Genomic DNA, 12,069 nt, shown 5'->3' with positions numbered 1-12,069 from the left:
CGGTCAGCCGGTCGGGACCAGGGCCTCCTGTCCGGGCAGGGCCGCCAGTTCGGCGCGGATCGTGGTCGCGGCGGTGCGGTCCAGTATCCGTTCCCGAATGGAGAGCGCCTGCTCGAGATAGGTGCGGGCTTCGGCGTAACGACCGGCGGCGGCGCTCACCTGGCCCAGGTTGCGCAGGAGCTGGCCTTCGCCGATGACGTCGCGGGTGTCGCGCACCATGTCCAGGACGCGGCGCATGGTCGTGGTGGCGGCGGTGTGTTCGCCCGCCATGGCCTGGACCTGGCCGATTCGGTTGAGCGTGCGGGCGGCGCCTCCGGTGTAGCCGACGGACTCGTGGACCGCCATCGCCTCGGCGAGATCGGTGCGGGCCTGGGCCATCTCGCCGTTCGTGGCCAGGATGAGGGCACGCTGGGTGAGGACGATCGCGCGGCCCACGATGTCGTCGACCTCGGTGAAGCCGGAGAGGGAGCGGTCGTACAGGCTCAGGGCGGTGGTGTCGTCGCCGGTGTTGCGGGCGATCAGTGCCAGGTCGCGGTGGCACAGGGCCAGGCCGTGGACGTCGCCCAGCTCCTCGAACAGCTCCGCGGCCGGGAGCAGGGCGCCTCGGGAGGAGTCGAGGCGGCCGCGGTTGATGTGGAGGGTGCCCAGCGAACTCAGGACCGCCGCGGTGCCGCGGGTGTTGCCTGCCGCGCGGACGGCGGCCAGGGCCTCGGCGTGGGTCCGCTCCCAGTCGTCGAGGTAGCCGCGCGACTCGAACAGGGTGACCGAGGTGACCGCCAGGTCCCAGCACAGCTCGTCCAGACCGGCGGCGGCCGCCTGGTGGATGGCCGCGCACAGGTTCTCCAGCTCGCCGTCCATCCACTCCAAGGGGTCACCGGGGCCGGCCGGGGGCCGCCAGCGCGGCGCGGTTCCGTGCAGAACGGTGTAGTCACCGCCGTAGACGCTCCGGTGCGCCTGCTCGGCCAGTGCGAGCCACCCGCCGAGCAGACGGGACACCGCGGCGGCACGGTCGGCGGCGGGGATCTCCTGCTCCGCCTTCTCCCTGGCGAACAGGCGCAGGATGTCCTGGTAGCGGTAGCGGAACTCGCCTGTCGGCTCGACCGAGACCACGTCGAGCACCTGCACGTCGACCAGTGGTTCGAGCAGGTCCGACGGGAACGGCCGGTCGTCGTCGAGGACCGCGCCCGCGACCCAGCCGGGGACGACGGGCCCGTCGGTCAGGCTCAGCAGCCCGAACAACAACCGGGACCGGCGGTCGAGGCCGTCGTGGGTCAGCCCGAGGCTGGCGCGGATGGTCAGCTCGCCGTGGGCGAGCTCGTCGAGCCGGTGCCGCTCGCTCGCGAGCCGGAGCACCATCGACGCGAGCGTCCAATGTGGACGAGCGGCCAGCCGGGCGGCGATGATCCGCAACGCCAGCGGCAGTCCGCCGACGGTGCGCACCAGTGCCGCGGCGGCCTCGGGCTCGCGGGCCACCCGGTGTTCCCCGACGACCAGGCCGAGCAGCCGCAGCGACTGTCCGGCGTCGAGGACGTCCAGCTCGACCTGGCGGGCACCGGGAAGACCGGTCAGCCGCGACCGGCTGGTCACCACCACCGCACACGTGCTGCTGCCCGGCAGCAATGGCAGGACCTGCCCCTCGGTGGCCGCGTCGTCCAGCACGACCAGCACCCGCCGGTCGGCCAGCAGCGTCCGGTACATCTCCAGCCGGGCGTCGAGGCCGTCGGGGATCACGGGCCCGGGGATCCCCAGGGCCAGCAGGAAACGGCCGAGCACATCGTCCACAACAGACGGTTGGTCGGTGCCGTGCAGGTCGCAGTAGAGCTGCCCGTCGGGGAAGTGCTCGTGCGCCACCCGGTGCGCGAGGTGGGCGGCCACCGTGCTCTTGCCGACGCCGGGACGCCCCGTGATCACCACAACCCCCACGGCCGTGCGCGCGGCGGCCCCGACGAGCACGGACTCCGCGCCGCGCAACATCTCCTCGTCGCCGACGAAGTCGGCGGTGTCGGCGGGCAGCTGCCGTGGCCGCGCCGGTCGCGTGGGGTCGGAACCCCGCGGCGCGGGCGCCACGGTGTCGGCACGGGGCTGGGCCGGGACCTCGCCGGCCAGGATCGCCGCCTCCAGCCCACGTAACCGTTCCCCCGGCTCCAGCCCCAGCTCCTCGATCAGCTGGGTACGACCGGCGCGGTAGACGTCGAGGGCCTCGGCCTGCCTGCCGGAGCGGTGCAGCGCGATCATCAGCAGGGCGCGCGGACGCTCCCGCAACGGGTGCTCGTGGACCAGGCGCGTGACCTCCCCGACGAGCCGGTGGTGCTGGCCCAGTTCCAGCTCCAGTTCCAGGTGGTCCTCGACGCAGGTGAGCCGGTCCTCGTCCAGCCGCAGCGCACGGGTGTGCAGCGACCGGTTGGGGGCCCCGCCCAGGCACGGCCCGCGCCACAGCGCCGCGGCCTCCCGCAGAAGTGCGGCCGCCTCGGCGGTGCGGCCCTCCTTGACCAGCACGCGGGCCTCGGCGGTGCGGGCGAGGAAGTCGGCGAGGTCCAGCGTGTCCCCGTTGAGCCGCAGCTCGTAGCCCGGCGGACGGGTGTCGATGACCGCGGACATGCCCGCCCCGGCCAGGGAGCGGCGCAGCCGGGAGACGCAGATCTGCACCTGCGTGCGGGCGGTGTCCGGGGGACTCTCCTGCCACAGGGCGTCGACCAGCGTCTCGGTGCTCACCATCCGGTTGGCCTCCACGAGCAGCAGCCCGAGGATCACCTGCTGCCTGCCGGGTGGGATCCGCGCCGCGGTGCCGGGACCGTCGACCTCCACCGGGCCGAGAACCCGGAACCTCCCTGGAGCCATAGCGCGCGGCCACCCTTCCCGGTCTGCGATTCCCCGAGGTAAGCAGACGGTCACGAAGAAGTACAACCCGGCGATAGCGTGGAGATATCGGCAGGTTGCCCGACGGCGGGACCGTTGTCGTTCATCGCGTGAGGAGAACCGCCATGAGCACCGCCGCAGGCCTCGACCACGTCCGCCTCTCCTACGAGTACCTCGACATGGGGGATCTGGACGGGTACGCCTCGCTGCTGCACCCGGACATGCAGCTCAAACGCCGCGACGCGCCACCGGGACACGGCCGCGACCACACCGTCCGGCTGCTGACCACCATCCCCGCCATGCGGGGCCGGCACCACATCCACAAAGTCGTGGCAGGCAAGGACACCGTGGTCGTCGTGGGCCGCTACACCCCGCCTCCGGAGGCGGAGTGCCGCACCCCGTCCGAGTTCGCCGACGTGGTGACCCTGTCGGACGAGGGACTGCTGTTGTGCAACCGGCGGTTCTACTACGTCGATCCACCCTCCCTATAGCGGGAACTGCCGGACGGCTGCCGTCGCCGCTGCCTGGCGGCGCGGGGCGGGGCTTCTAGTTTCTGGGCAGGGAACCACCCGCGACACAGGGAGCTCGCCCATGGAGTTGGACGCCGCCCGGCCGGCCGCAGCCCGCCTCGACATCGTGGTCTCCGGCCTCGCCTCCGACGCGCACACCTGGAACCTCGTGTACCTGCAGCTGGTGCTGGAGGAGATGGGGCACCGCGTGACCAACCTGGGTGCGTGCGTCCCCGACGGACTGCTGACGTCCCGGTGCGGACAGGCGGAGGCACCGGACCTCGTCGTGCTCAGCAGCGTGAACGGGCACGGGTTCCAGGACGCCAGGCGCGTCATCGGACCGTTGCGCGCACGGCTGGCGGGCACCCCGGTCGTCGTCGGAGGCAAACTCGGCGTCGGCGGCACCGGCGGCCACGCGGAGGCGTTGCTGGCCGCCGGGTTCGACGCGGTGTTCGAGAACGCCGACGCGATCGCGACGTTCCGCGGCTACGTCGAGCGGCTCGCCGCGGGGGTGCGGTCGTGACCGGTGGCTCGTTCGGCGACTTCGTCGCCCGTGCCGCCGCCGCGGGCGAACTGGTTGTGCAGCCCAGGATGGGCGTGCCCGGCCCGGCGGGGATGCGGGCCGGTCTCGCCGCGGTGCGCGGGGCCGGGGTGCGGGCGGCGGGAACGATCACCGTTGACAGCTTCACGCGCGTGGGGGACCACCTCGCGGTGCACCAGGCGCTGGCGACCGGCGCCGAGCTCAACGGCTACCCCATCGCCGCCCATTCGCCCGAGACGACCCGGTCCGTGCTGAACGGCCTGCACGGAGCGGACTTCCCGGTGCAGGTGCGCCACGGCTCGGCGTGTCCGCAGAAGATCGTCGCGGCCCTGCTGGCCGCCGGTCTGGACGCGACGGAGGGCGGGCCGCTGTCGTACTGCCTGCCCTACAGCCGGGTCCCGGTCGCCGAGTCGGTGCGCGCGTGGGCCGAGTCCTGCCTGCTGCTGTCCGACGCCCGCGAGCGCGGCGCCCGGCCGCACCTCGAGTCCTTCGGCGGCTGCATGATGGGCCAGCTGTGCCCGCCGAGCCTGCTGGTGGCGATCAGCGTGCTGGAGGGCCTGTTCTTCCGCCAGCACGGGGTGGACAGCATGTCGTTGAGCTACGCCCAGCAGACCGACCCGGACCAGGATGCCGAGGCCGTGGCCGCACTGCGCACCCTTGCCGCCGAACATCTGTCCGATGTGGACTGGCATGTCGTGCTCTACACGTACATGGGCGTGTTCCCGCGCACCCCGCGCGGCGCGACCGCCCTGTTGCAACGCTCGGCGGAGCTGGCTGTGCGAACCGGGGCGGAGAGGCTGATCGTCAAGACGACGGCGGAGGCGCACCGCATCCCCACCGTCGCCGAGAACGTCGCCGCGCTGGTGACCGCCGGGGCCGCGGCGGCGCACGCCGAGCCGGGCGGGGTGGTCGAGGACACCGGCGTGCTCGCCGAGGCCCGCGCGCTCGTGGACGCCGTGCTCGACCTCGCGCCCGACGTCGGTATCGCCCTGGTCCGCGCGGTCGAGCGCGGCTACCTCGACGTGCCCTACTGCCTGCACCAGGACAACGCCGGCCGCACGCGGGCGTTCGTGGACGGCGACGGGCGGCTGCAGTGGTCGCGCACCGGCGCCCTGCCGCTGCCCGCCGGCAGCGCCGTGCCCGCCGCCGATCCCACCGCCGACGAGCTGCTGCGCTCGCTCACCCACGTCGAGCGCACCTTCGACCGTGGCTGACCCCTGCCCCCGTCCCCTAGGAGTGACCACAATGGACACGACCACCACGGCGCCGGCGGATCCGCGCGCCCACCTGACCTCACCGGCCACCCGCGCGGTGCTGCGCGTCCAGCACCGCGTGCTCGACGCCGTGCGCGAACACCTGGGCGGGCAAGGTTTCACCGAGATGCTTCTCCCGGTCATCGGCCCTGTCACCGACCCGGGGGCGCGCGGGGCCAAGCAGGTCGACGTCGACTACTACGGCCACCGCTACAAACTGATGACCAGCGCGATCCTCTACAAGCAGGCGTCGCTGACCGCCTTCGACCGGATCTTCTGCATCGCCCCCAACGTGCGGCTGGAGCCGCTCGAGACCAGCTCGACCAGCAGGCACCTCGCCGAGTTCCACCAGATCGACGTCGAGGTCGCCGGTGCCTCCCGCGACGAGGCGACGGCGGTGGCCGAGAACCTCGTCGTGCACGTCGTGCGCCGGATCGTCGAGCGCTGCGTCCCCGAGCTGGACGTCCTGGGCCGCGACCCGGACGCCTTCGCGGACCTGCTGTCCGGCCGCGCCTTCGAGCGACGCACCCACGCCGCCGCGGTCGCCGACCTGCACGACACGGGTCACGCCCAGAACCCCGACGCCGAGATCGACTGGATCGGGGAGGCGGTCCTGTCGGCCAAGGCCAGCAGGCCGTTCTTCCTCACCGACTACCCCAAGGGCTCCCGCGGCTTCTACGACCGCGAGAACCCGGCCGCCCCCGGCCACCTGCTCAACTTCGACCTTCTGGCCCCCGAGGGCTACGGCGAGTTGTGCAGCGGCAGCGAACGCGAACACGAGTACGCCGCCATCGTCGCCAGGATGCGCGAAACCGGCGAGAACCCGGCCAAGTACGCCTGGTACCTGAAGATGGTGCGCGAGGGCGTCCCGTCCAGCGCGGGCTTCGGCATCGGCCTGGAGCGGCTGGTCCGCTACCTGTGCGGGCTGGACGCGGTCTGGCAGGCGAGCGCCTTCCCGAAGATCCCCGGTGTGGTGTCCCCGTGAGCGCGCTGCGCGCGGACACCTTCCCGGAACAAGCCGTCCGGGAGCGGGCCCGCACCGGCGCGGCGGCGGCGTTCCCCCCGCTGTCCGACTACGGCGGCGCCCTGCTGGGCGAGCCGGAGGGCCCGCAGCCCGCCGACGCCCTCGACGCCGCTCGCCTGGTGCCGCCGGTGTTCATGCCGCGACGGCTGGAGAAGCTCATCGACCTGGCCCGCGAACCGTTGCACGGCGACGTCGGCCTGGAGACCACCGTCGGCGGTTTCGCCGCACGCCTGCCGCTGTACCTGTCGGCCTTCGGGTCGACCCGCGCCGTGGGCACCGACCTGGGCCGTGCCGCCGCCGCCCAGGCGGGTGCCCTCGGCATACCGATGGTCGTCGGCGAGAACGTGGTGCCTGTCGACGGCTACACCGGCGAACGATCCCTGCTGGCAAGGATCTCTGCCTACGCCGACCACGTCCCGGACGGGGTGGGCGGCGTCGTGGTGCAGCAGAGCACGGAGGACGCCGACGCCGAGGTCTGGAACCGCGTCTACAGCGACCCGGCGACGCGCCCCTTGCTGGAGTCAGGGCGGTTGGGTTTCGAGCTCAAGGTCGGTCAGGGCGCCAAACCCGGGATCGGCGGCCTGACCGTCGTCGGCCGCGCCCAGGCGGACCGCCTGGCCGATCAGTACACCCTGGAATCGCTGATCGACCCCGCCGGGGACCGGGTGCTGCGCTGCGCCAGCCCGGGAACGTTCACCGAGGAGATCCTCCGGCAGCAGGTCCGCCTGATGCGCAACAACTATCCGCGGGCGCGGGTGTGGGTGAAGCTCCCGCCGGGACGCGACGTCGCCGCGGCGGCGGACGTGGCGTGGCAGGCGGGCGCGGACGCGGTCACCGTGGACGGGGCCGAGGGTGGCAGCGGATGGGCCCCCACGGCGTCGCTGGCGGGCGTCGGCCTCCCCCTGGCGGAGTGCCTGCGCCGCATCGGTTCCCCGCGTGGCTGCCTCCTGGTGTCGGGCCGGGTCTGGGAGGGACTGCGCGCCGTGAAGTGCCTGGCCGCCGGGGCCACCGCCACGGGCCTCGGCCGGGCGGCCCTGCTGGCGGTCGACGAGAACCCCGGTTCGGGCCTGATCCGACTGGTCGAGGCGATGACCCTGGAACTGCGTCTGCTCATCAGCGCACTGGGCAAGTACCATCCGGCCGCACTGTCCACTGAGGACCTGTGGTCCCCGGCCGGCTGGTCGGTCCCCGTCGACGGGCTGGTGGCGGCGCAGGGATAGTGCCATCGGCAGAAGTGACCCGCTCCGGAGACAGGAGCGGGTCACTTTGTGTCCTAAGAGGACGGTGTCGTCCTGGCTCAGTCCAGCCCCGCGGCGGCACGAAGGCCGCACAGGTGGACCGGATCGGCTCGCAGGCGGACGGCCAGGTCCGGGAGCGGTCCCGGTGGCCGGTGGCCGCCTGCCGCCGCGTCGGCGACGGCCAGTGCGGTCGCCAGGCACTCCGCGCGGGCGTCGGGGGAGGGGGCGATCAGGCAGACCAGGCCGCCCAGGTGGTCGTACCCCAGCGTCCGCAGGGCCCACGCCGCCGCCCGGCGGGCGTGCGGGGTGGGCGGCCAGACGCTGAGGACCTCCGGGCCGGCGGGAACGAAGAAGGCCTGCACAGGGGATGCCGCTGCGACGCCTATCGGACCGTTGTCGGTCATGTGGGCCATGGGTCACGCTCCCGGACTCGGCGTCGGAACCAGTCCACCACGAGGAAGGCGGCGTCCTCGGCAGTCGCGGAGGCAGGCCGGGGGCGTGTCGGAGACACGCCCCGAGGACGGGTCAGGGCGTCGGCGGTGCGGCTGCCAGCACCGAGCGGATCAGCGGGGAGACGGTGAAGCTGCGGCCGGTCTCGGTCTCGACGGGCCGCACCAGGCCGCGTTGGAGGAGGTCGCGCAGCAGGCGGCCGGTGTCGGCCGACGGGCCGAAGCGCGGCGGGAGGCTCTCCAGGACCCGGCGGTAGGGCTCGGCGGCGCCGGCCAGGGCGCGCAGGAGGGTGTCGTCGAGCAGGCAGACCGGGTCGGTGGCGGCCAACTCCGGCAGTGGGTAGACCGACAGCCACGAACCGACGGCGGCGAGCGCCGCGGGAAGGCCGTCGAGGCTACGGCACAGGCGATCGACATCGACCGGGTCCGCCACGCCGGGGTGGTCTGCGAGCAGCAGCCGGGCCCCGTCGGCGGGCTCCAGGCCCGAGAGGAGGAACACCCGTTCCCCGGCGAGTCCGCACGGTGCGGGCGCGGTGATCAGCACCCGCACACCGGAGCAGTCGGCGAGCAGGCGCAGCACGCTGTCCCCGCAGACCGGCCCGTCGATCCCGTCGAGAACCACCAGCACGGCACGAGCGCCGACCACCTCGGCGAGGTCGTCGTCCGCCCGTCCTCCGGTGCGTACGGCCGTCGACCACGCCGTCACCAGCTCGGCCAGCCGCGGGTCCCGCAGCGGCGTGCTGTCCGGCCCCGCCCACAGCACCGGCATCCTGGCGTGCAACACCCCGGCCACCGCCGCCGCGAACCGCGTCTTCCCCACGCCGGGCAGACCCACGACGGTCGCGAGCCTGCACCCGTCGGCCAGCTCGGCGGCCAGTCCGCCGGTCTCGAGGTCGCGCCCCACCTGGGCGGCCAGCGCGGTGGGCGGGACCGCGGCGGCCGGGTCGACCTCGGCGCGCCGGTCCGGGTCAGCGGCCACCTCCAGGTCGTGCCGCGCCCGGCTGCCCAGCCGCAACCCTTCGGCGATCAACCGCACGGTGTCCGGCCGCGGTCGTAACGCCCGCCCCTGCTCCAAATCCCGGATGGCCCGCACGCTCACCGTCGACAGATCGGCCAGCTCCCGCTGCGTCAACCCGACCCGGCTGCGGTGTCTGCGCAACAGCTGGGCGAAGGGCGGAAGTCCGGGGTCCAAGGCGGGCGGAATGGCCATCTCGGCATCCTCTTTCACGCGGGTGATTTTGTCGGGTCAATCGTCTGCAGCCCCGCTATCACGCTGGCATCCCCGCCTATATCCCGATCGCAAAACACCGTGACAATCCGGCATCTTCCCAGCTCAGAGCCTGTTTAATGCCGCCATTTTCACCGTGATAGCGCTGGGATAAACCGCGTGATAGCTCCGCGATTATCGAGCCTCATAACGTTTGTCTCATCGCCGGAGAAAATTACCGAGGAGAGTCCCAAATGGTCAGCACCGTCATCGCCGGAATCGTCGCCGTCGCCCTCGCCTTCGCGGCCCTGACCACCCTCGGCGCCACGACCGCCCACGCCGTCGCCGGCACGACCCCCACCACGGTGGCCGGCAGCAACCCCTGGGAGTGAGCTCGCCACCCACCTGCCCCGGATCCGCGCCCACACCTACAGCGCTGTGGCCAGCAATGCCCGGAGCGGCTCCGCTTCGGGCGCACCCAGCTGCGTGTACAGCTCCACCGCCTGCTCGTAGTGCTCACGCGAGCCGAGCGCGTGACCGAGGCCCGCGTGGGCTCGTGCCTGCTGGTCGACGGAGCCGAGCTCGGTGGCCAGGGTCAGGGCCTCGGTGAGCAGGGCGACGTCGCCGGTGGCCTCTCCCAGCCCGTTGAGCACGTACAGCTCGCCGGTTCGATCGCCCAGTTCCCGGAACATCGCCAGCGCTCGGGTGTACTCCCGCTCCGCCCGATCGCGCTGACCCCACCGCGAAAAGAGCAGGCCGAAACCCTGCACGCACCACGCCTCGGCATCGACGTTGCCGCGTTGCCGGTAGATGTTCAGGGTCCTGGTGAAGTGCTCGAGCGCCGAGTCGTAGCGGCCAAGTTCGATCTCCACCGAGGCCAGGCCGTCGATCGCCCAGGCCTCACCGTCCACGTCGCCCATGTCCGCGTACAGGCGCTGGGCCCGTTCCAGGTGTCGCGCGGCCGACGAGTTGAGACCCAGCCGTTCTTCCACCGCGCCGAGGTTGACCAGGATGTGGGCCTCCACGGCCTGGTCGCCCGTGGCCTTGTTCAGCTCCAGGGCCTGGTAGTAGTGGTCGGCGGCCTCGCGGAACCGGCTGAGCCTGGTGTCGGTGACCCCGAGGAGGACCAGCGTGCGGATCGCGCCGTCGCGGTCGTCGGTGGTGCGCAGCAGTTCCGCGGCTTCCTCCAGGACGTGGAGGGCGTCTTCCGGCCTGCCCAGTTCGAGCAAGGCAGCGGTCACGTCGTGGAGCGTTCTGGCGATCAGGACCGGGTCACCGAGCGAGCGCGCGGCGGCGAGAGCCCAGGTGCTCACCGTCAGCGCGGTGCTCCAGCGGTCGCGGTTGAGGTGCCGGAACACCGTCAGCGACAGCTGTACCGCGTGCAGCGGTTCACCGACCTCGACGGACGTGACCAGCGCCGGGTGTTCCGCTTCCAGCCACGTCAGGGCGGCGTCCGGGTCGGTGAGCTCGGGCGTGGCGGTCTTGGCGGCCTCCACCCGCGGACGGCGGCGGGTGTCCGAGGGGTAGCGGACGTCCATGGCCAGCGAGGCGGTGGCCAGCAGGTAACCGGCCAGGCTGCCGCGGGCGGCCTGCCGCGCCGAGGGCGGGTCCTCGTCGGACGCCCGCTCGGCCGCGTACTCGCGCACCAGGTCGTGGAAGGAGTACCGCCCTGACGCGCACTGGAGGAGATGGTCGCGGCGCAGGCCTTCCAGGTGGACGCGGGTGTCGTCCAGGTCCTGGCCCGTCAGCGCGGCCGCACCGTAGGAGTCGAACTCGCCGGTCGGATGCAGCGCGACCAGGCGCAGGACTCGGCGCCGGTCCTCCGGCAGCCGCTGGTACGAGGCGTCCAGCGCGAGCTGGACACCGTCGTCGAGCCGTTGCCGCTGATGCCGGTCGTCGAGGCGGTCCGCGTGGTCGGTGAGCGTCCAGCCCTCCACCGCGCGGATGTGCCCGACGATGAGGTTGAGCGCAAGCGGCAGGAAACCGCACCGTTCGGCGATGCGGGACAACGCCTTCGGGTCGTTGCCCAGGGAAAGGTCACCGGCCGCGCGCTCCAGGAACGCGACCGCTTCGGCGGCGGTGAACACGTCCAGCTCGAGGTGGGTGATGGCGGGCAGGCCCGTCAGGCTGCGCCGGCTCGTGATGATCGCGACGCTGCCCGGCGCACCGGGCAGCAGATGCCGCACCTGCTCCTCGTCGGCGGCGTTGTCCAGCACCACGAGCACACCCGCGGCCCGTTCGCGGTAGGCGCCGACCAGCGAGGGCAGGTCGTGGGGAACCTCGGTGCCAGGCATGCCGAGCAGCCTCAGAAACCCGTCCAGCACCGCGCTCGGAGCCGCCGGCGGCTGTTTCGGGTCGAATCCCCGCAGGTCCACGAACAGCACGCGCGGATGCGCACTGGCGAGCCGGGTCGCCGCACGGAGCGCCAGCTGGGTCTTCCCCACCCCGGCCATGCCTTCGAGGGCGGAGATCACGACCGACCCGCCCGCCGCCGCCTCGCACAGCCGCGCCAGCTCGGTCTCCCTGCCGACGAAATCCTGTTCCCCGCCGGGCAGTTCGTCGTGGACCCGCACCTGAGCGGCCATGACGATCTCGCCGGCCACCGCCCGCAACGCCTGCCGCCACTGGGCGACGTAGCCCTGGTCGGGGTGCAGTGCCCGCACGATCGCGATCACCAGGTCGGTGTTGAGGCGTTTGCGCCCGGACCGGAAGCAGTCGACCACCGTCGTCTTGCGCGCCATCTCGGCTTCCGGACGACCTTCGCGCGCCCACTCGGCGTTGATGCCCGTGGTGATCCGCTCGTAGGAGGGCGCATCCGCCCATACCTTCAACAACCGCAACCGCTCCACCAGGTCGTCGAGGGTCACAGCCTGCCCGGGGTCTGGCAGCGGAGCGGGTGCGGGGCACATGAGCCGTCACGCTAGCGGCGCAGCGGCACGCGGCGTTCGGATTCGGTCGGATTCGGCCTTCTGGCACGGCCGGCTCGGCATCG

General features: G+C 72.7%; 10 protein-coding genes. 6 read left to right on the top strand and 4 right to left on the bottom strand.

Features of this window, described 5'->3' with window-relative positions; translation table 11 throughout:
- Positions 1-3: 3 nt before the first annotated feature.
- Positions 4-2,838, bottom strand: coding sequence for an AfsR/SARP family transcriptional regulator (locus IG04_RS0102435; RefSeq protein ID WP_036013424.1), 2,835 nt, complete (start codon positions 2,836-2,838; stop codon positions 4-6).
- A gap of 143 nt (positions 2,839-2,981) precedes the next feature.
- Here IG04_RS0102435 and IG04_RS0102430 point away from each other — a divergent pair, with 143 nt between their 5' ends.
- The 5 genes from IG04_RS0102430 to IG04_RS0102410 all read left to right on the top strand — a co-directional run bounded on the left by IG04_RS0102430 (position 2,982) and on the right by IG04_RS0102410 (position 7,403).
- On the top strand, positions 2,982-3,347 hold the full coding sequence (locus IG04_RS0102430) for a nuclear transport factor 2 family protein (RefSeq protein ID WP_051768719.1): 366 nt from the start codon (positions 2,982-2,984) through the stop codon (positions 3,345-3,347).
- A gap of 100 nt (positions 3,348-3,447) precedes the next feature.
- Entirely contained in the window at positions 3,448-3,888 is a 441-nt protein-coding gene (locus tag IG04_RS0102425; protein ID WP_030474841.1) for a cobalamin-dependent protein, read from the top strand.
- Entirely contained in the window at positions 3,885-5,120 is a 1,236-nt protein-coding gene (locus tag IG04_RS0102420; protein ID WP_030474840.1) for a methylaspartate mutase, read from the top strand. Before IG04_RS0102425 ends, IG04_RS0102420 begins: the two co-directional genes overlap by 4 nt.
- Positions 5,121-5,151: 31 nt before the next feature.
- The gene (locus IG04_RS0102415; protein WP_030474839.1) at positions 5,152-6,144 is read left to right on the top strand and encodes an asparagine synthetase A; all 993 of its coding nucleotides are present in this window, start codon (positions 5,152-5,154) and stop codon (positions 6,142-6,144) included.
- Complete coding sequence (locus tag IG04_RS0102410; protein WP_030474838.1) at positions 6,141-7,403, top strand: glutamate synthase-related protein; 1,263 nt, start codon at positions 6,141-6,143, stop codon at positions 7,401-7,403. The genes IG04_RS0102415 and IG04_RS0102410 overlap by 4 nt, the downstream gene beginning before the upstream one ends.
- Positions 7,404-7,480: 77 nt before the next feature.
- Here IG04_RS0102410 and IG04_RS0102405 read toward each other — a convergent pair whose 3' ends face one another.
- The gene (locus IG04_RS0102405; protein ID WP_030474837.1) at positions 7,481-7,834 is read right to left on the bottom strand and encodes a hypothetical protein; all 354 of its coding nucleotides are present in this window, start codon (positions 7,832-7,834) and stop codon (positions 7,481-7,483) included.
- A 112-nt stretch (positions 7,835-7,946) separates the two neighbouring features.
- Positions 7,947-9,098, bottom strand: coding sequence for a helix-turn-helix domain-containing protein (locus IG04_RS0102400; protein WP_144065114.1), 1,152 nt, complete (start codon positions 9,096-9,098; stop codon positions 7,947-7,949).
- 233 nt (positions 9,099-9,331) lie between these two features.
- Between IG04_RS0102400 and IG04_RS46205 the strand changes: the two genes are divergently transcribed.
- A complete protein-coding gene (locus IG04_RS46205) occupies positions 9,332-9,469 on the top strand; it encodes a hypothetical protein (RefSeq protein WP_157512852.1) in 138 nt (45 codons plus the stop codon).
- 36 nt (positions 9,470-9,505) lie between these two features.
- Here the strand turns inward: IG04_RS46205 and IG04_RS0102390 are convergent, their stop codons facing one another.
- A complete protein-coding gene (locus tag IG04_RS0102390; RefSeq protein ID WP_030474835.1) occupies positions 9,506-11,986 on the bottom strand; it encodes a tetratricopeptide repeat protein in 2,481 nt (826 codons plus the stop codon).
- Positions 11,987-12,069: the final 83 nt, after the last annotated feature.

This window comes from Lentzea albidocapillata (assembly GCF_000719115.1).
GTDB lineage: Bacteria > Actinomycetota > Actinomycetes > Mycobacteriales > Pseudonocardiaceae > Lentzea > Lentzea albidocapillata.
The sequence above is the reverse complement of the archived record's forward strand: the minus strand, read 5'-3'. Positions and strand labels throughout refer to the sequence as shown.